Genomic DNA, 16,488 nt, shown 5'->3' with positions numbered 1-16,488 from the left:
AATTGCCCTCGGACTATCCATTCAATTATCCTTCTAAAAAGTAATTCCTTCTAAACAAAAAACTGTATACAAGCTCAAAAAAATTGAGTTTGTATACAGTCTGAGAAAGCTATTTCTTAAAACGCCATAGGACTAGGTTAGGAAGTTTAAGTCTTTCTATCTTTTGAAGCAGCAGGAGTTTTTTTAATTCGCATTCTGCTTGCTGCTCTGTTAGGTTATAATAATCAGCCACCTCACTTGTAGTGACTGAATTGAAACGCTCTATTAATTTTTCGAGCCTTGGTGGTGTTTGTTTTTTTGGTACATCATAAAGCATCTCTTGTAAAATTTGCACGTAGATATTATATGGATAAATGCCAGATACTTTGATACCTTCGTCTTCAATATTTTCGTTAAAGAACACGATTGTTGGGAACGAGCTTACTTCCATTTCTCTTGCGATGGATAGATCGCTTTGAAAGGAACGGGCGCAGTCCTTTGATTGAAAATCCTGAGTAAATTCCTCCACATCTAGCTGGGCTTCAGAAGCCAGTTCTTTCAATGCTTCGTAGGAAGTAATATTTTTTGTTTGCAGAAAAAGATATTCCTGAATTTTATCTAAGAATCGTTGGGCAGCTTTTTTTCCTTGAAACTCTGCTGCTTTTACTGCAATAGATGGTAAAACAGCGTGCTCATGAATGGCGTATTTATATTTTTTCTCATGTTCTGACAAGTGGCAAGTAGTATTCAAGTTATTTAGCCGTGTACTGAGAACTGTTCGAATAGTAAAATACTGACCGTACTCTACTTGCAACTTCCGAAGAATTGGTTGCATATCCCAACAAACAGAGCATAATGGATCGAGAAACAGATACATTTCTATTGGTTTGTTAGTATGGGGGGATGCGATCACTTCAGCCGGAATTTGTATTCTTGTCACATTTTTTCCTCCTCATGACTCAATTGGTTGACCATGTGGTTGGCAGTAAGTACAAGTCTTCTATAGAAATCGTGGCGTAGTTTTCCGTCTAAGCCAATCTCGTCCATTGCTTCACTCATACAAGCGAGCCAAGCTTCTGCTCTTTCAGGCGTAATGGGAAAAGGATTATGTCGCATCTTTAGCATAGGGTGCCCATGCTCTTCAGTATATATGTTTGGACCACCAAGATACTGTGTTAAAAATTGTTTTTGTTTCCTAGCAGTCTCTGTTAAATCATCAGGAAAAATTGATTTTAGCTTTGGATGCTTGGCTACTTTGCTATAAAAAGTATCCACAAGCAATGAAAGTTTCTTTGCGCCTAGCTCATCGTAAGGTAGGATTGGCTTTTGTGTCATGGTTGTTATACCCCTTTGCTTTAGCACTATACTCATTCTATCAACCAAGTTAGAATATCTCAAACAATTAGATTGTGAGAGATATCCATATATAAAAAAACGACCTTAATCGGTCGCTTTTCATTAGCCAATCATATTGGCTAAAACTTTTCGTACATAATTTTCCGTTTCCTTAAAAGGAGGAATACCGTTATATTTTTTTACAGTTCCAGGTCCTGCATTGTATGCAGCTAAAGCTTTCTCCATGCTTCCAAACTGATCAAGCATTTGTCTCAAATATTTAGCTCCACCCATCACGTTTTGTTCCGGATCAAAGCTGTTTTGAACACCTAAGAATTTGGCGGTCCCCGGCATTAACTGCATGAGTCCCTGAGCCCCAGCGTGGCTAACAGCATTCGGATTAAAGTTCGATTCTTGTTTAATCACTGCTTGCAGAAGCTTTTCTGGAATTTGATATTTTTCAGAAGCCTTTTGAATAATGGAAGCAATGTCTTCTGTTATTGTAGACAGTCTATTATTTGTGGAAGTAACATTTATCATATTTTCGTATTTATTTGTCCAGTTTTGGGGTACATATACAGGAGAATCACCTTCATAATAGAGAGAGGCCGTTTCGCCTTCTCCAGAAGCTTGCTCTAGTACTTGACCCAGTATTTCGGAAAAAAGATCGGAAGAAGAGGATTGTGAGCTATTCACACCTCCCAATGTCTGCATTGCATTAATTTCCATCAATGTTTTAACCGATTGTATGTCGATAAAGCATCAGCCTTTCAAGGTTTTTACAAGTCTTGCGATTTTTTTATCTGTTTTTCGAACAGGAATCTGGTGTTGTTTCAAGAGCTGAAGAAAAAACGCTTGTCCATTTTCGACATCTTGACTTTCATATTCTACCTCATAATCCTCTATTTGGCTATAAAAGGAATGGTCGAAAAAGAGCGTCCCATCATTTATTTCGACAAAAGCTCGGTTAGTTTTAATACTTCCGATACAAATTGTGGGATAAGGTAGATTTTTTTTCTCTAAAAAGGACAATGTGGGAAAGATAGACTCACGTAAGATTTTGTCTCTTTCCAGGTCGTTTACAAAAATTGTATGCTCCTCCATTACGTGGTCTTCTAATGGGGTTTTCAGTGTAATCTCATTTCTCCCTTCCATTACTCTTAATCGGAACCCAATTTTGTTCTTTTGAAAGTCTTTCTCTGGTGTATCAAAGTAGTAATTGGTTTGGGAATGAAAATCTTCCTTCGTAACATGAAACTCCTTTAAAAGAGTATCGAATTCTCGCTTTGTGAGTAGATTTTTAAATTCTATTTCTTTTTCCGAAAGCATACTATCACAGCCTTTCATTTATTTCATTATAGACGGTTTCCAAGTAGTTTCAATATGTTAAAATAGTTACAGTATGGACAAGATACGAAGAAGGGAACGATATATTTTGCCTATTACTTACCAAATCAAAAGTGGAGTTCAGCTTGAAAATGATATCCGTTTCACCCTAGAGGTGCTACCTGCAGATATTACGATTCATGCAACTGGGAAGATGCTTGCAGATTCAGACGAAATGGCATTTGTCTATCTATTAGAGGATAATACTAGCTATCAGTATGTAAAATTTGGACAAGAGGTATGGCCTCTGCTTGTAAATGCGTTAAAGGCAACAGAAGACCCTACCATTCAGTTTGGAAAACAACGTATCGTCCTTGAACAATTTAGAGAAGAGTTACGTACACTTGTGTTTAACATCGAAGGAAATGATAATTACGGTGAAGCTTTTACTCAAGCAGTGGAGCAATCGTTTAAAGAAATATTACAGTCTTAATGAGCAAGTAATGGAGGGTAAGTGAATGGGACAATGGGATCGATTTTTAGAACCATATAAGCAAGCAGTCTCAGAGCTAAAGGTGAAGCTGAAAGGGATGCGTTCACAATTCGATGTGGAAAATACAAATTCTCCGATTGAGTTTGTCACTGGTAGAGTGAAACCGTTAGCAAGTATCTATGATAAATCCTTAGAAAAGGGAGTCATCTTTGTGCCATCAGAAACACTGGCAAAGGAGATACCAGATATCGCAGGTTTACGTATGATGTGCCAATTCGTAGACGATATTCAAACGGTTGTAGAGTTATTACGTCAAAGAAAAGATATGACCATTGTGGAGGAAAGAGACTACATCTCCCATAAAAAGCAAAGTGGCTATCGTTCCTTTCATGTAATCATCGAATATCCAGTTCAAACGATCCATGGAGAAGTAAAAATTCTAGCGGAAATTCAAATACGAACACTCGCAATGAATTTTTGGGCATCTATCGAGCATTCCTTGAATTACAAATATAAAGGCGTTTTCCCAGAGGAAATTAAAAATAGGCTACAGTATGCAGCAGAGGCTGCCTTTCGATTAGATGAAGAAATGTCTCTTATAAGAGGAGAAATCCAAGAAGCACAAAAATACTTTACGGAAAACAAAGAAATGTCTACTCCTAGAATTCAAGAAGAACATAAATAGTAGGAGGTGTGAATGCATGAAATTTTTTATTCAATCACGTAATGACGATTTATCAAACAGCTTGATGGAAAGTGCGAAGACCTATTTGACGGATTTTGGCTTAGAGCTAGATGAAGAAAAACCAGATATCGTGCTTTCCATCGGAGGTGACGGAACGCTTTTACATGCCTTTCATAAGTACAAGCATCTAACAGATTCCGTAGCTTTTGTAGGGATTCATACAGGTCATTTGGGCTTTTATGCAGACTGGAAGCCAGAGGAGATAGAGAAGCTTGTCATTAGTATCGCGAAGAAGGAATTTAAGGTAATTGAATATCCTTTATTGGAAGTGACGATCAATTACAGTCATGGAGAGGATAGCTCCGTATACCTAGCGTTGAACGAATCTACCGTAAAGTCACCAGATGTTACATTGGTGATGGACGTGGAGTTAAACGGCAGTCATTTTGAGCGTTTTAGAGGAGATGGCTTGTGTATGTCCACCCCATCTGGTAGTACCGCATACAATAAGGCACTTGGAGGAGCGATTGTACATCCTTCCCTTGATTCCATGCAGCTTGCAGAAATAGCATCTATAAATAACCGTGTATTTCGAACGGTTGGATCCTCACTTGTACTACCAAAGCATCACACTTGTCTGTTAAAACCAGTACAGGGACCTGATTTCATGGTAACAGTGGATCATTTGCATCTACTTCATAAGGATGTTTCTTCTATTGAATATAGAGTTGCAGAGCAAAAAGTACGGTTTGCAAGGTTCCGACCATTCCCATTCTGGCAACGCGTACATGATTCTTTTATAGATAGTGATTTAAAATGAGCAAAAGTAATATTCAGCTTTCCTTTCTAGTGGAGGAGAGTGGGCTTCTGAGAGAAGCGATTCGAGGATATGGAATATCGAAAAAAGCATTGACTAGCATTAAATTTGAAGGCGGCTCGATCTTGGTGAATGGAGAGGAAAGAACAGTAAGGCACCCTGTAATGGTTGGAGATCGGGTGACCATTTACTTCCCTCCAGAAAGAAAAAGTGAGAGTTTAATCCCAGAAAGATTCTATTTTCCGATATTATATGAGGATGAGCATGTTTTACTTATTCAAAAAGAAGCAGGGATGAGCACCATTCCGTCGAGAGAGCATCGAACAGGGACGATTGCTAACGCAATAGCAGGATATTTTGATGCAAAAGAGCTTCCGGCTACTGTTCATATTGTCACCCGACTAGATAAGGATACCTCTGGTGTTATGTGTATAGCGAAGCACAGACATGCTCATCATCTATTAAGTGAAATGCAGAAGAACGGTGCTATTTTCAAAACATATGAGGCTCTTGTACATGGCCATATAGAAGAAGATCATCGTATAATTGAAGCTCCCATTGGTAGGAAAATGGATAGCATAATGGAGCGGCAGGTTACACCGGAAGGGAAATATGCCAAAACAACCTATCAAGTTTTAAAAAGATACATGATTGGTGCAGAGAAGGTAACCCATGTCCGTTTACTATTGCATACAGGGAGAACGCACCAAATCCGCGTACATATGGCGCATATAGGACATCCGTTATTAGGAGACGATTTATATGGAGGAAGACTGGATCTTATAGGAAGGCAGGCTCTTCATGCCAGACAGATCGAGTTTCCACATCCATTTACAAAGGAACCAATTTTAATGGTTGCCGATTATCCAAAAGATTTACAGGTTTTATTAGAAAAAAACAATGATTAAGTAATACTCGTACAGGATATGTTGATAAGGCTGCTGTCTGTTTTTGCAGGCAGTAGCCTTTATATTCTAAAGCGAAACTATTCCCTTTTGTTTTCAAAACATTTCCTGGGGAATAAAAACAGTAGACTTACTCTACCTAAAGTAGGGTTTCCTGCTGCCTATCCACCTGACTAGTAACTGGAGAATACCTTATAAAGGTTTTGTTATATTTTTCTGGAAATTGCGCTGTAAGTAAATCGTTCAAATGAAGAAACCTACTAGGAATCCATCCTCTCCTATCTTGCTACGAGAAAGCCTACTCTTACAGGTAGAAGAAACGTGAAGTTTAGCTATATTTACTTGTTGCGTTAAAAAAATGAGGGTTTTACAATAAGGAAGAATAATTGCCGAAAGGAGGGAAAGTGATGAAGGAAGAGCTAAATCAATTAGAGCTAGAAGAAACAAATTTAATTCATTACTTAACGACGGATTCGATGGACGAATTCCGAGCAACATTTATGGAACTGCATCCATATGAGCAATCCACATTTTTTGAAAAGGTAGAGCCGGAGCTCAGGCAAAGAATCTTTCATTACCTATCTCCTAAGGAAATGGCAGAGCTATTTGAGGCCACAAAGTTTGATGAGGAATTATATGAGTATTATTTAAATGAAATGGAAACGACTTATGCTGCAGATATGCTTTCTTATATGTATGCAGACAATGCGGCAGACGTTTTGAATGAACTAGAAGCGGATCAGGCAGCTAGTTACTTGAGTATCATGGATACGGAATCAGCTCAAGAAATTAAAGATTTATTGCATTATGAAGAATACACAGCAGGTTCGATTATGACCACTGAGTACGTGGCAATTCCCGAGAATTCCACTTGTCGCTCTGCGATGAATATACTCAGAAACAAAGCACCTGACGCGGAAACGATTTATTACTTGTTTGTGGTAGATAATGATCATCGGTTAACTGGAGTTATTTCTTTAAGAGATTTGATCGTGGCGGATGAAGACACCCTAATAAGAGAAGTGATGAGTGACCGTGTAGTGAGCGTTCCTGTAAGTGAAGATCAGGAGGCGGTAGCAAGGATGATACGAGATTATGACTTCCTTGCGGTGCCTGTAATAGACTATAACCAGAAGCTTTTGGGTATTGTGACAGTCGATGATATCATTGATGTCATGGAAGAAGAAGCTTCGGATGATTATTCAAAGCTAGCCGCTGTCTCCGATATGGATACCTTTGATAAGGGGCCGCTCCAAGCGGCAAAGAAACGATTGCCATGGCTTGTCATTCTATTGTTCCTTGGTATCCTAACTGCAAATGTAATGAGTATTTTTGAGAAGACATTAGATCAAGTTGCCCTATTAGCCGTTTTTATTCCTTTAATTGCAGGGATGGCCGGGAATAGTGGGACACAGGCGTTGGCTGTTGCTGTCCGAGGGATTGCTAATGGAGATATTGAAGAAGAAAGTAAGCTAAAGCTATTATTTAGAGAAGCTGGCACAGGGCTCATTACTGGATTTATTTGTGGACTTTTGGTCGTTGGAATTGTGTTTGTATGGAAGCATGATTTAATTGTAGGAGCTTTAGTAGGCGCTGCTATTTTCGGTTCTATATTTGTGGCGACACTTGGTGGGTCCTTTATTCCATTATTAATCCATCGCTTAAAAATTGATCCGGCGGTCGCATCTGGCCCGTTTATCACTACTATTAATGACCTAGTGAGCATTCTTATTTATCTCGGTCTCGCTACACTTTTCCTTTCCTCTTTATAGACCTAACACTTTTCCAAGGAATCATGCATAAACTAAAGGAAAAAGGATGTGCCTGTGAACTCATTTAATGATCCTTTGCTGTATATAAAAGGTCCGCCGGTTTTTCATCTTCCTCCAAGTATCCAAACAGTGGTTCCAGAGGAAGTAGGGAGTATGGAGGAAGAAAGTACATCTATTTACGAAATCAAACAAGTTGTACAAGATGATAATAGTAATAATAGTTCTCCAATGATGGAACAGCTTAGATTTCTTTCGTTGCCGTTCCAAAAGAAAGTATATCGACCACTGATGTTCCATCTCGAGGATGGGCTTATGATTCAAGGAGAAGTGGAACGAATAGACCAAAGACATGTGACAATCAAGACGAAAGCAGGAGAAATCCTTGTATTTCCTGTAGGCGAAATAAAGAAAATTACATGGCGAGGCGGTATATTAAAATAAGGTATGGCTACCCTTTTATAAGGGTAGTTTTTTTATGCTTTCTAGTGCTAATGAAAAATGTAAAATGAAGGCAAAAAAACCGTTCGGGTTTGATCCGAACGGAATAGACACTACAGGTTGAAACGATCAGTCACAAATATCTAAATATACATCCTCAATACATTCAATTCCACAGAAGCAGTCTAAATCTACAGTTACACAGCTGTTGCTTTCTTTGAACTTTTTCACTTCGCAAATTTTGTTCAAATCAATTCTGCTAGGATCCTTGTCAGAAACTAATGACACTGGTTTACCCTCATGATCGAATGGACGCAATACGCGTAATGTTGCACAGCAATTATCAAAAATATCTTCTACTCGGAAAAAGACAGATACACAGTCTTCGTTTATCGGTGTATGATGATGTTTATTTCGGAAGAATGCTTTAAAAGGATCACCATTTTTAGTAAGAAGCATAAATACTCGGGTATTTGCTTTGTTTTTTGAAGGGCAAGATAATCCTCCAAGTGGCTCTGCGAAGCAATTTGTAGGACAGTCTCCACAATCGTCAGTTGCATGCTTTTGAATGTCCAAAATTGCACGAACTACGTCACAAATACAGTTTCCTCTACGATTTGAATCATCTAGATGTTCAACTTTTCCACAACCCATTTTTTTCACCTCCTTCATCCTTCTGTTGTAATTTATGTAGCAATTTCCCAAAGAACAGGGCAAATATCACATAGGCGTCGTATATTTCGAAAGGTCGCGCTCATACTAACGAAAAAGGAGAAGTTGCTAATGAAGAAACTGATGTTTGTTATATTAACCCTTCTATTGCTAACGGGTTGCTCCGAAGTGGAGAGCAGGGTTTATTCAGAGGCAGATCAAACCGGTTTAGAAAAGATATTGAATGAACGGGATGACATCACTGGATACACGAGTGTGATGAACAAGGATGATATTCTTGTTGCTATTGAAGTAGGAGCATTTGAGAGGTTCCAAAAAACAAAGATAGAAAGCAAGGTGAAAAAGGCGATAGAGAAGGAGTATCCCGAGAAAGAAGTTCTGGTAACAGGGGATATGAAGATTCGATGGGAAATTGAAAAAATAGTGGATAAGAAACAAAAAAATGAAGAGCTAACAGACTCTATAGAGAAATTAAAATCACTTTCGAAGGAAGAGACATAATGGATAAAAACCAATATCAGAAGGTTGTTGATAAGCATACTCCAAAGCCCCCCTTACTTAAAAATTGTCTAAAGGCTTTCCTTGTTGGGGGTATCATTTGTACTATCGGTCAATTGATCTCTTTCTTCTATATGCGATTTTTTCCATTTACGGAAAAGACAGCTGGTAACCCGACGGTATCAACATTAATTTTTATTGCCCTCCTTTTAACTGGAACTGGGTTATACAAAAAAATAGCCCAATTCGGTGGAGCAGGTTCAGCAGTTCCTGTTACAGGGTTTGGAAATGCGGTTATCTCAGCAGCGATAGAGCATAAGACAGAGGGTTACGTGCTTGGAGTTGGTGGAAATATGTTTAAGCTAGCTGGCTCCGTTATTGTTTTTGGCGTTTTTTCAGCATTCGTTGTTGCATTAATTAAAACCATCTTAGTGAAGTTAGGAGTGATTTCATGGTAAACACTCCAAGAACAATACAGTTCAAACAGAATCCTTGTATAGCAAGCACTGGTGTCATCGGGGGGCCTGTGGAGAAAGGAAAGACGTTCGCAAGCTCATTTGATGAATTTCTTCAATCGGAAAGAGAATCGACGGAAACAAACGAGCATGCAGCGACTAGATATATTGAAAAGGCCTGTGAGACTGCTGTAAAAAAGGCAAATGAGAAAATAAAGGATATAGATGTTTTTATAGCAGGAGATTTAGTGAATCAGGTTTCCCCAACAAATTTTGCTGCAAGAAAGCTTGCTATACCTACTTTAGGTGTATTTTCAGCCTGTGCTAGCTCGATGGAGTCAGCCATATTAGGCTGTCTCTTATTGGAATCGGAAAGTGCTAGCAAGGTGCTTGCTGGAGCTTCTAGTCACCATCCGACAGTAGAGCGTCAATTTCGATATCCGCTAGAATATGGAGCACAAAAGGGAAAAACTGCACAATGGACTGTTACAGCAGCAGGTTTTGCTGTATTAAAGCGCCAGGTGAAGGATGCTCCTGTAATTACTCATGCCACCATTGGACGAGTAGTGGACGGGAATCAATCGGATCCTCTTCACATGGGAGCGGCAATGGCACCTGCTGCACGAGATACAATAGAAAGACATTTAAAAAGTACCAATTCCTCGATGTCTGACTATGATGTCATCATGACTGGTGATTTAGGGAAAATAGGTTTAGCCATCTTAAAGGATATGTTTGAGGATAAAAACAGCGGTGTGATTCTTCAGGATGCAGGGGCTCAGTTCTATGGAAATGATCCTTTTTTTAATGCAGGAGCCAGTGGTGCTGGATGCTCAGCGGCAGTCTTTTTTGGTCATGTATATAATCAACTGAAAAATGGTACGTATAAGAGAGTGTTATTGGTAGCAACTGGAGCACTGCTTTCTCCCTTAACGTATCAGCAAGGGGATACAATCCCATGTATTGCACACGCAATCGAATGTCGAATGGAAAAGAGGGGTTAACATGATCACATCATTAATCATTTCCTTCATAGTAGGAGGTCTTGTCTGTGTTGTCGGACAAATCATGATGGACGGCTTTAAAATGACTCCAGCTCATACACTAAGTACATTAGTGGTCGCAGGAGCAGTGTTAGGAGGCTTTGGGTTATACGAGCCCTTCATCGATTTTGCAGGAGCAGGTGCAACTGTTCCGATTACCTCCTTTGGTAATTCCCTAACACTTGGTGCTTTGGCGGAAGCCGAAAAGCATGGCATCATCGGAGTGTTGACTGGGATGTTTGAAATAACTAGCTCTGGTATAAGCTCAGCTATTCTATTCGGACTCATTGGTGCTTTTATTTTCCAAAAGCGAAAAACGACGTACTAGTTAAATGCCCGATTCCTTTTCCCAAATTAGCATATGATATGGTGAAAAGGAGAGGAGGTTAAGATTATGTACGGTTACTATGGTGGAGGTTATTCAGATTACTCTGGATGCTGCGAGAGTTATGGCGGTTACTACGGTGGAGGAACTGGCTATGGTTATAACCACGGTGGTGGAAATACATTCGTTCTAATTGTTGTCTTGTTTATTTTATTAATAATTGTTGGAAGCAGCTTTCTCTCTTAGACGTGATGAATAAATAAGACAAAGGGGAGAAAGAAATGCAAAATCCATTTTTTAAAGCAATTGAAAATAAAACAGGTGTTTCAATGGACGAATTGTTTGCACTTGCGAATGCAGTATCTAATGCTGATTTCTCGGATGAGAAACAGGTCCGTAAAATTGTTAAAAAGGTTGGAAAGCTAGCAAATAAACCGGTATCGAAGGAATTAGAGGACCAGTTAACTAGTTCCATCATGCAAAAAGGTAAATCTTTAAGCTTATCCGACATAGAAAAAATGATGTAATAAGTATTAGTTTCTGGAATATGAAAATAAGCATATGATATCAGTTTGAGTTAATTACACGGCGGGTAAATAAAGAAAAAAGTGTGGAGGGGGAAAAATAATGGGCTACATTATTCCATCACAGCCAACCCAGGCACAAATCTATGCAAATCGAATGCATTCGAACGAGTATAATTTTGCTTATGTTGGCAGTGTTCAAAAGGTTCACCTTAAGTCTTTATTTCGTGATCATTTAATACAAAAAGAGCGATTAAATGAAACCGCTGAAGAGGATACGATAACAACTGATAAGAAGCATGTATCCAGTAAATTACCTTTATATAAAGGGTTTATCCAACCGAACCCGATTAATTTGTCTCCCGTTATTTCGGAAATATCCGGCAAGGGAAACAATGTGAATTTGTATATCTAAAGGGATTGAAAGTCCTAAACAAAAAAGCTGCCGTGAAAGTCATATAATTGACTTTCTAGGGCAGCTATTTTAATAAATATCAATTTTAAATATTATGCTTAAGAGAAAGACTTTTCCATTGCACGGTGGGGTATGCCGGCTTCTAAGAATTCTGGAGAGGTGATTACATACTCTCTTTTCTCATAAAAAGGAATTGCATAGCTTTGAGCATTTAGCTTAAGTTTTTTATATCCTTTGGCAGCTGAATATTCTTCCATACAATTCATTAAAAGGTTTCCCAGATGTTGCCCTCTATATTCGGGAAGAATGCATACACGTTCTACCTTAACTATACTAGGCTCTACCTTTCGGAGTCTTCCCGCTCCAAAGGGTTTTTCACCATCATAGGCGATGAAATGTGTAGCCGTTGCGTCATGCTCATCAAGCTCTAAATGTAGAGGAACATCCTGTTCCTCTACAAATACCTTTCTTCTGATGGTAATTGCATCTTGCTTCTCTTTTTCAGTTTCCACTATTTTTGCATATACCAAATTATTCAGCTCCAGACAATCTAAATGTTTCGTAGACAGTCCAAGAACCGTCCTCTAATTGGTATAAGAGATGGATACGATCTACTATCTCTTCAAAGTTCACACCAATCATTTTTAATTGAGGATAAATGTCATCATGCTCACTACCATTTAGCTTTTGTGCTATGGTGATATGCGGCACAAAGGAGTACTGCTCCTCATCCATAAACTCCATCGAATTTAATGCTTGATGTAGATTCATAATTTCTTCTGTTGGTTCCACGTTAAAATAGATGGCATTTGTCACAGGAGCAAAGGAGCTAACTTTTGTAATTTTTAATGTAAATGGCTTATGCTCGGTTGCAATATTCTGTATTTGATGGGCAATCTGTTTAATTTCCTTTTCATCTGCTTCAAATACTCCCTTCATCGTCATATGAGGGGTAATTAATGCGTAATGTGGGTCATAGCGTTTTCTATATGAATTGGCAAAATCCTGCACCTTTTTTGATGGGAAAGCAACAATACCGTATTTCATTTGTAAAAACCTCCTTATTATCATTCTACTATAATGCAATTATACCAAAAAATGTTTTATAAGCTAAAGTTCTTTACTAAGGCTCTTCTCATATCTGGTTGCCAAAGCTTCCAAGTATGGTCTCCAATTAGTTCGTCATAAAAACTAGAATATCCTTTTTTTGTTAATAATTTTTGTAATTCGCGATTGGGAGTAAGAAAGTCTGTTAGTAGTCCATCCCCAGTTTTGACTGCAGTTTCTTGATCCCCAATGACCTGATAGATGGAAAATGCATGTATCTCCTTGTGTTTCTCTACTTGCTCAAGTATATCCTCATTGATGAAAGGAGAATGCAAAATGACCTTTCCAAAGGTGTTTGGATATTGAAGGGCAGTTAACAGGGAAACAGATGCCGCTAATGAATCTCCCATCAATGCTCGCCCATTCCCAATCTGATAGGTCGGATATTCCTCATCTAAGTAGGGCACTAACTCTTGCGCTAAAAATCTAGAATAAGCATTTCGTTGATCTCCATCCGGGTGATATTTTCTTCTCCGGTCCTGGACATTTTTATAAGGTACACCAACAATAATCATGTTTTCAATAAGCTCTTCATTGTATAGTTCGTCTGCAACTCTGGAAAGTCGACCAAGTTGAAAATAATCCTTTCCATCAGATACAATCAGCACAGAATATTTATATAATGGAGAATAATTAGGTGGTAAATAGATGAGCAACTGCATTTCCTCCTGCAGACTTTCACTATATATGGTCCTATCTAGTAATGTACCTCTATTCATACATACACCTCTTCTTAGTCATGTTGTAATGAAATTGTATCATATTGTGGAAGAGAGGTATAATAAGAGGAGTTAGAATAATCCCTTTTTTGCAACGAAAACAAGGAGGAACAACCATGGACAGACAGACATCGAGAGTACATTCAAAAACAGTAGAACATGCTGCATTTGAAGCCTTAAAAAGAAGAGGCGTAACAATAGAAGAAATCGCTAAAATTGTATTTGAAATGCAATACCCTTACAACAAAGGGCTAACCCTTGCTCACTGTGAAAAATCGGTGGAAAGTGTATTGAAAAAAAGAGAAATGCAGCATGCCATCTTAGTTGGAATTGAGTTAGATGAGCTTGCGGAAAAGAAAATGCTCTCTTCACCGCTACAAGAGATTGTAGAAGCAGACGAAGGGTTGTTTGGTGTGGATGAAACGATTGCACTAGGCTCTGTGTTTACTTATGGAAGTATCGCTGTAACGACTTTTGGTCACTTAGATAAAAATAAAATTGGTTTGATTTCGAAGCTAGATACAAAAGTTGGGAACGGTATTCATACTTTTTTAGATGATCTAGTAGCAAGTATTGCTGCAAGTGCAGCATCTAGGCTGGCTCACCGAACAAGAGATTTACAAGAAGCGGATGAGACATTTGAAGATATCAGCCCAGATCAAACTGCTCCTGAAATTCATATTAAAGGAAGCAGAATGTAAATCGCTGGGACTTGGTTGATGAAAGCGAGAACGCGGAGTAATATACATCCGTGTTTTCGCTTTTTCTGTTCTCTTCCTTAGGGGGACGATGAACCACCAGTAAAAGGTGGGTTATCAACTGATAGAATTTTATCTCTCCAAGGGACCCTTCATGAAAACCCAAATACAAAGGCACTCTCTGTCTTACTTGAACAGAAAGTGCCTCGTATTGTCTTATATAAGCAATTATTTATATTTAATTGGTTTCCAACTCTTCTTCTACTGGTTGGAAATATAAAAAGGACTCTTCCTCTAATTCGTTTATACGATTTTTATTTAGTCCTAAAGCCATAGGTCCTTGAAAAATAGGTTCCCACCAAGTCTCTGTTTGTGTCATCATATTTCCTCCTTCTCTTTCTAAAGTTGTTTGTCTCTCTTATACCCAACTTGAGAATAGCCTCAAACCCTTACGCTTAAAATACTACTAATTACACTCTGCGACTAATGTAACCAAAAGACTATTAGGGAGCATGCTAATAAATTCTTTAAAAGTAGTATGAGAAGGTAAAGTTGGTTTCATGTATCTGTGCTAAATATCCAAATTCTTTCATCAGCTTGAAAAAAATAGTATGATGTATAGTAGAATCAAACTTCTTTTAAAGGAGAGAGTAGAGATGAACTTCACACAACAGGATCTAGATAATATGCTGCAAGAGCATCATGCTTTTTATGATACAGGTGTAACAAGAAGTGTTAAATTTCGACTGGAACAACTGGACATTTTAAAGGACACGATTAAAAAGTATGAGAAGGAAGTATTAGCTGCTCTTTATCAGGATTTACGAAAAAGTGAATTCGAGGCATATACAACTGAATTAGGAATTGTTTATGAAAGCATCACTTATATGAAAAAAAATCTTCACAAATGGATGGAGCCTAAGCATGTAAAAACACCATTAGCGCTTATGCCATCCAAAAGCTTTATCGTGAATGAACCATATGGTACTGTTTTGATTATCGCACCATTCAACTATCCGTTCCAGTTAGTGATGGAGCCATTATTAGGTGCCATAATAGGAGGGAATTGTGCTATTATTAAACCCTCCGAGGCTACTCCCAATACGACTAGGATCATTTCCCAAATAATCGCAGAAGCTTTCCATCCAAACTATATCAGGGTAGTAGAAGGTGAAAAAGAGGAAACGTCCTTATTGATTCATGCACCGTTTGACTTCATCTTTTTTACGGGTAGCGTGAATGTAGGGAAGATAGTGATGGAGGCAGCTTCGAAAAGACTAACTCCAATTGCACTAGAGCTAGGAGGGAAAAGCCCAGCAATCGTCGATCACACTGCTAATTTAGAGGTAGCGGCAAAACGAATTGTTTGGGGGAAATTTGTAAATTCAGGTCAAACTTGTATTGCGCCTGACTATGTTTTAGTGGAGGAAAAGATAAAAGACCAATTCATTGAAACACTAAAGAAAACAATTCCGCAGTTTTACGGTGCAAATCAACAAGAAAGCACCGATTATGGTCGAATAGTAAGTCGCAGCCATTTTGATCGATTGCAGCAGATGATTGAAGATGAAAATCAGCATGTTATTTTTGGTGGGAGCACGGATCCGGAAGACTTATACATTCAGCCAACGCTCCTGGATGGCGTAACTTTTGACAGCCCATCTATGCAAGAAGAAATTTTTGGGCCGATTCTTCCTATTATTAGCTATCAAGACTTACCAGCGATTATACGTACAATTAAAAAAATGCCAAAACCATTGGCGGCATATATGTTTAGTGAACATGAGAGAGCGCAAAATTACTTCCTAGAGGAGCTTCCATTCGGTGGTGGATGTATAAACGACACGATCATGCATGTCGGAAGTGTTCATCTTCCGTTTGGCGGAGTAGGGAATTCTGGTGTAGGAGCGTACCATGGTGAGGCAAGCTTTCAGCTATTTACCCACCAAAAATCTATTCTGAAGAAGAATACCTCACTCCCAGTAAATGTTGTGTATCCACCATATAAGAATAAAATTAAGTTAGTTCGAGGATTATTAAAATAATCAAAACAAAAGGCTGTAGACATGTCCAAGGAAATTTGGCAGTCTACAGCTTTTTCAATGTTATTTCAGATATATACCTGTTGACAAGGTTCCTACCTTTCCGATTGCAGTATAGAGAAGGGAAAAGGTTTAGAATCGGTGCAAAAGCTTATTTTAAGATGTCTCCTTTGAGACGAGGAGGATGGTATTGACCAGTGTAGTAGGAATGCCACATAACTGATAAATTTTAAAGAAAGG

24 protein-coding genes are annotated in these 16,488 nt (G+C 38.5%); 15 read left to right on the top strand and 9 right to left on the bottom strand.

The genetic code is table 11. The features are described from left to right. Nucleotides 1-109: 109 nt before the first annotated feature. The 4 genes from AC1ECF_RS07405 to AC1ECF_RS07390 form a co-directional block, all read right to left on the bottom strand. Nucleotides 110-919: a ClpXP adapter SpxH family protein gene (locus AC1ECF_RS07405; protein WP_480388762.1), complete on the bottom strand. Its 810-nt coding sequence runs from the start codon at nt 917-919 to the stop codon at nt 110-112. Continuing rightward, complete coding sequence (locus tag AC1ECF_RS07400; protein WP_480388761.1) at nt 916-1,314, bottom strand: globin domain-containing protein; 399 nt, start codon at nt 1,312-1,314, stop codon at nt 916-918. The genes AC1ECF_RS07405 and AC1ECF_RS07400 overlap by 4 nt, the downstream gene beginning before the upstream one ends. A 123-nt stretch (nt 1,315-1,437) precedes the next feature. Continuing rightward, nucleotides 1,438-2,070, bottom strand: a complete 633-nt coding sequence (locus tag AC1ECF_RS07395) for a lytic transglycosylase domain-containing protein (protein WP_480388877.1) — start codon at nt 2,068-2,070, stop codon at nt 1,438-1,440. A gap of 6 nt (nt 2,071-2,076) precedes the next feature. Further along, nucleotides 2,077-2,643, bottom strand: a complete 567-nt coding sequence (locus AC1ECF_RS07390; RefSeq protein WP_480388760.1) for a CYTH domain-containing protein — start codon at nt 2,641-2,643, stop codon at nt 2,077-2,079. 73 nt (nt 2,644-2,716) lie between these two features. Here AC1ECF_RS07390 and AC1ECF_RS07385 point away from each other — a divergent pair, with 73 nt between their 5' ends. From AC1ECF_RS07385 to AC1ECF_RS07360, 6 genes are all read left to right on the top strand, one after another. Next, nucleotides 2,717-3,133 (top strand): UPF0738 family protein, encoded by a 417-nt coding sequence (locus AC1ECF_RS07385; RefSeq protein ID WP_480388759.1) that lies wholly within the window; start codon nt 2,717-2,719, stop codon nt 3,131-3,133. A 25-nt stretch (nt 3,134-3,158) separates the two neighbouring features. Further along, nucleotides 3,159-3,818 (top strand): GTP diphosphokinase, encoded by a 660-nt coding sequence (yjbM, locus tag AC1ECF_RS07380; RefSeq protein WP_480388758.1) that lies wholly within the window; start codon nt 3,159-3,161, stop codon nt 3,816-3,818. 16 nt (nt 3,819-3,834) lie between these two features. Continuing rightward, entirely contained in the window at nt 3,835-4,638 is an 804-nt protein-coding gene (locus AC1ECF_RS07375) for an NAD kinase (RefSeq protein WP_480388757.1), read from the top strand. Then, nucleotides 4,635-5,543 carry an RluA family pseudouridine synthase gene (locus tag AC1ECF_RS07370; RefSeq protein WP_480388756.1) on the top strand — a complete coding sequence of 303 codons (909 nt, stop codon included), beginning with the start codon at nt 4,635-4,637 and terminating at the stop codon, nt 5,541-5,543. The genes AC1ECF_RS07375 and AC1ECF_RS07370 overlap by 4 nt, the downstream gene beginning before the upstream one ends. A gap of 404 nt (nt 5,544-5,947) precedes the next feature. Then, nucleotides 5,948-7,312, top strand: coding sequence for a magnesium transporter (gene mgtE / locus AC1ECF_RS07365; protein WP_480388755.1), 1,365 nt, complete (start codon nt 5,948-5,950; stop codon nt 7,310-7,312). A 54-nt stretch (nt 7,313-7,366) separates the two neighbouring features. After that, nucleotides 7,367-7,753 carry a hypothetical protein gene (locus AC1ECF_RS07360; protein ID WP_480388754.1) on the top strand — a complete coding sequence of 129 codons (387 nt, stop codon included), beginning with the start codon at nt 7,367-7,369 and terminating at the stop codon, nt 7,751-7,753. A gap of 126 nt (nt 7,754-7,879) precedes the next feature. Here AC1ECF_RS07360 and AC1ECF_RS07355 read toward each other — a convergent pair whose 3' ends face one another. Continuing rightward, on the bottom strand, nt 7,880-8,404 hold the full coding sequence (locus AC1ECF_RS07355) for a CotY/CotZ family spore coat protein (protein WP_480388753.1): 525 nt from the start codon (nt 8,402-8,404) through the stop codon (nt 7,880-7,882). Nucleotides 8,405-8,533: 129 nt separating this feature from the next. Here AC1ECF_RS07355 and AC1ECF_RS07350 point away from each other — a divergent pair, with 129 nt between their 5' ends. The 7 genes from AC1ECF_RS07350 (at nt 8,534) to AC1ECF_RS07320 (ending at nt 11,682) form a co-directional block, all read left to right on the top strand. After that, nucleotides 8,534-8,923, top strand: coding sequence for a hypothetical protein (locus AC1ECF_RS07350; protein WP_480388752.1), 390 nt, complete (start codon nt 8,534-8,536; stop codon nt 8,921-8,923). Further along, nucleotides 8,923-9,378 carry a stage V sporulation protein AC gene (gene spoVAC / locus AC1ECF_RS07345; RefSeq protein ID WP_480388751.1) on the top strand — a complete coding sequence of 152 codons (456 nt, stop codon included), beginning with the start codon at nt 8,923-8,925 and terminating at the stop codon, nt 9,376-9,378. The genes AC1ECF_RS07350 and spoVAC overlap by 1 nt, the downstream gene beginning before the upstream one ends. Next, nucleotides 9,372-10,379, top strand: coding sequence for a stage V sporulation protein AD (locus tag AC1ECF_RS07340; RefSeq protein WP_480388750.1), 1,008 nt, complete (start codon nt 9,372-9,374; stop codon nt 10,377-10,379). The genes spoVAC and AC1ECF_RS07340 overlap by 7 nt, the downstream gene beginning before the upstream one ends. A 1-nt stretch (nt 10,380) precedes the next feature. Next, nucleotides 10,381-10,746 carry a stage V sporulation protein AE gene (spoVAE, locus tag AC1ECF_RS07335; protein WP_480388749.1) on the top strand — a complete coding sequence of 122 codons (366 nt, stop codon included), beginning with the start codon at nt 10,381-10,383 and terminating at the stop codon, nt 10,744-10,746. A 66-nt stretch (nt 10,747-10,812) separates the two neighbouring features. Continuing rightward, the gene (locus AC1ECF_RS07330; protein WP_480388748.1) at nt 10,813-10,989 is read left to right on the top strand and encodes a YjcZ family sporulation protein; all 177 of its coding nucleotides are present in this window, start codon (nt 10,813-10,815) and stop codon (nt 10,987-10,989) included. A 35-nt stretch (nt 10,990-11,024) separates the two neighbouring features. Continuing rightward, on the top strand, nt 11,025-11,270 hold the full coding sequence (locus tag AC1ECF_RS07325) for a stage VI sporulation protein F (RefSeq protein ID WP_480388747.1): 246 nt from the start codon (nt 11,025-11,027) through the stop codon (nt 11,268-11,270). Between the two features lie 100 nt (nt 11,271-11,370). Continuing rightward, the gene (locus tag AC1ECF_RS07320) at nt 11,371-11,682 is read left to right on the top strand and encodes a hypothetical protein (RefSeq protein WP_480388746.1); all 312 of its coding nucleotides are present in this window, start codon (nt 11,371-11,373) and stop codon (nt 11,680-11,682) included. Between the two features lie 98 nt (nt 11,683-11,780). Here the strand turns inward: AC1ECF_RS07320 and AC1ECF_RS07315 are convergent, their stop codons facing one another. From AC1ECF_RS07315 to AC1ECF_RS07305, 3 genes are read right to left on the bottom strand one after another with little or no spacing between them, the layout of a single operon-like run. Continuing rightward, nucleotides 11,781-12,212 (bottom strand): GNAT family N-acetyltransferase, encoded by a 432-nt coding sequence (locus AC1ECF_RS07315; RefSeq protein ID WP_480388745.1) that lies wholly within the window; start codon nt 12,210-12,212, stop codon nt 11,781-11,783. Nucleotide 12,213: 1 nt separating this feature from the next. Then, nucleotides 12,214-12,729, bottom strand: a complete 516-nt coding sequence (locus AC1ECF_RS07310) for a YjcG family protein (protein ID WP_480388744.1) — start codon at nt 12,727-12,729, stop codon at nt 12,214-12,216. Nucleotides 12,730-12,785: 56 nt separating this feature from the next. Continuing rightward, nucleotides 12,786-13,508: an alpha/beta hydrolase gene (locus tag AC1ECF_RS07305; protein ID WP_480388743.1), complete on the bottom strand. Its 723-nt coding sequence runs from the start codon at nt 13,506-13,508 to the stop codon at nt 12,786-12,788. A 116-nt stretch (nt 13,509-13,624) separates the two neighbouring features. On the opposite strand from AC1ECF_RS07305, the gene AC1ECF_RS07300 reads away from it, so the two are divergent. After that, the gene (locus AC1ECF_RS07300) at nt 13,625-14,209 is read left to right on the top strand and encodes a phosphatidylglycerophosphatase A family protein (RefSeq protein WP_480388742.1); all 585 of its coding nucleotides are present in this window, start codon (nt 13,625-13,627) and stop codon (nt 14,207-14,209) included. A 235-nt stretch (nt 14,210-14,444) separates the two neighbouring features. Here AC1ECF_RS07300 and AC1ECF_RS07295 read toward each other — a convergent pair whose 3' ends face one another. Next, the gene (locus AC1ECF_RS07295) at nt 14,445-14,585 is read right to left on the bottom strand and encodes a hypothetical protein (protein WP_480388741.1); all 141 of its coding nucleotides are present in this window, start codon (nt 14,583-14,585) and stop codon (nt 14,445-14,447) included. Nucleotides 14,586-14,862: 277 nt separating this feature from the next. Here AC1ECF_RS07295 and AC1ECF_RS07290 point away from each other — a divergent pair, with 277 nt between their 5' ends. Further along, nucleotides 14,863-16,251 carry an aldehyde dehydrogenase gene (locus AC1ECF_RS07290; protein WP_480388740.1) on the top strand — a complete coding sequence of 463 codons (1,389 nt, stop codon included), beginning with the start codon at nt 14,863-14,865 and terminating at the stop codon, nt 16,249-16,251. The last annotated feature ends 237 nt before the right edge of the window (nt 16,252-16,488 follow it).

This window comes from Psychrobacillus sp. Z3-81 (assembly GCF_056620325.1).
Note: the sequence above shows the minus strand (reverse complement) of the source record. Positions and strands in the feature narration are given on the sequence as shown.

Bases quoted from the DNA above. Each gene is read 5' to 3' on its own strand.
- AC1ECF_RS07400 (WP_480388761.1), bottom strand. From the start codon at position 1,314: ATGACACAAAAGCCAATCCTACCTTACGATGAGCTAGGCGCAAAGAAA.
- AC1ECF_RS07390 (WP_480388760.1), bottom strand. From the start codon at position 2,643: ATGCTTTCGGAAAAAGAAATAGAATTTAAAAATCTACTCACAAAGCGA.
- AC1ECF_RS07385 (WP_480388759.1), top strand. From the start codon at position 2,717: ATGGACAAGATACGAAGAAGGGAACGATATATTTTGCCTATTACTTAC.
- yjbM (WP_480388758.1), top strand. From the start codon at position 3,159: ATGGGACAATGGGATCGATTTTTAGAACCATATAAGCAAGCAGTCTCA.
- AC1ECF_RS07375 (WP_480388757.1), top strand. From the start codon at position 3,835: ATGAAATTTTTTATTCAATCACGTAATGACGATTTATCAAACAGCTTG.
- AC1ECF_RS07370 (WP_480388756.1), top strand. From the start codon at position 4,635: ATGAGCAAAAGTAATATTCAGCTTTCCTTTCTAGTGGAGGAGAGTGGG.
- mgtE (WP_480388755.1), top strand. From the start codon at position 5,948: ATGAAGGAAGAGCTAAATCAATTAGAGCTAGAAGAAACAAATTTAATT.
- AC1ECF_RS07355 (WP_480388753.1), bottom strand. From the start codon at position 8,404: ATGGGTTGTGGAAAAGTTGAACATCTAGATGATTCAAATCGTAGAGGA.
- AC1ECF_RS07350 (WP_480388752.1), top strand. From the start codon at position 8,534: ATGAAGAAACTGATGTTTGTTATATTAACCCTTCTATTGCTAACGGGT.
- spoVAC (WP_480388751.1), top strand. From the start codon at position 8,923: ATGGATAAAAACCAATATCAGAAGGTTGTTGATAAGCATACTCCAAAG.
- AC1ECF_RS07340 (WP_480388750.1), top strand. From the start codon at position 9,372: ATGGTAAACACTCCAAGAACAATACAGTTCAAACAGAATCCTTGTATA.
- spoVAE (WP_480388749.1), top strand. From the start codon at position 10,381: ATGATCACATCATTAATCATTTCCTTCATAGTAGGAGGTCTTGTCTGT.
- AC1ECF_RS07330 (WP_480388748.1), top strand. From the start codon at position 10,813: ATGTACGGTTACTATGGTGGAGGTTATTCAGATTACTCTGGATGCTGC.
- AC1ECF_RS07325 (WP_480388747.1), top strand. From the start codon at position 11,025: ATGCAAAATCCATTTTTTAAAGCAATTGAAAATAAAACAGGTGTTTCA.
- AC1ECF_RS07320 (WP_480388746.1), top strand. From the start codon at position 11,371: ATGGGCTACATTATTCCATCACAGCCAACCCAGGCACAAATCTATGCA.
- AC1ECF_RS07310 (WP_480388744.1), bottom strand. From the start codon at position 12,729: ATGAAATACGGTATTGTTGCTTTCCCATCAAAAAAGGTGCAGGATTTT.
- AC1ECF_RS07305 (WP_480388743.1), bottom strand. From the start codon at position 13,508: ATGAATAGAGGTACATTACTAGATAGGACCATATATAGTGAAAGTCTG.
- AC1ECF_RS07300 (WP_480388742.1), top strand. From the start codon at position 13,625: ATGGACAGACAGACATCGAGAGTACATTCAAAAACAGTAGAACATGCT.
- AC1ECF_RS07295 (WP_480388741.1), bottom strand. From the start codon at position 14,585: ATGACACAAACAGAGACTTGGTGGGAACCTATTTTTCAAGGACCTATG.
- AC1ECF_RS07290 (WP_480388740.1), top strand. From the start codon at position 14,863: ATGAACTTCACACAACAGGATCTAGATAATATGCTGCAAGAGCATCAT.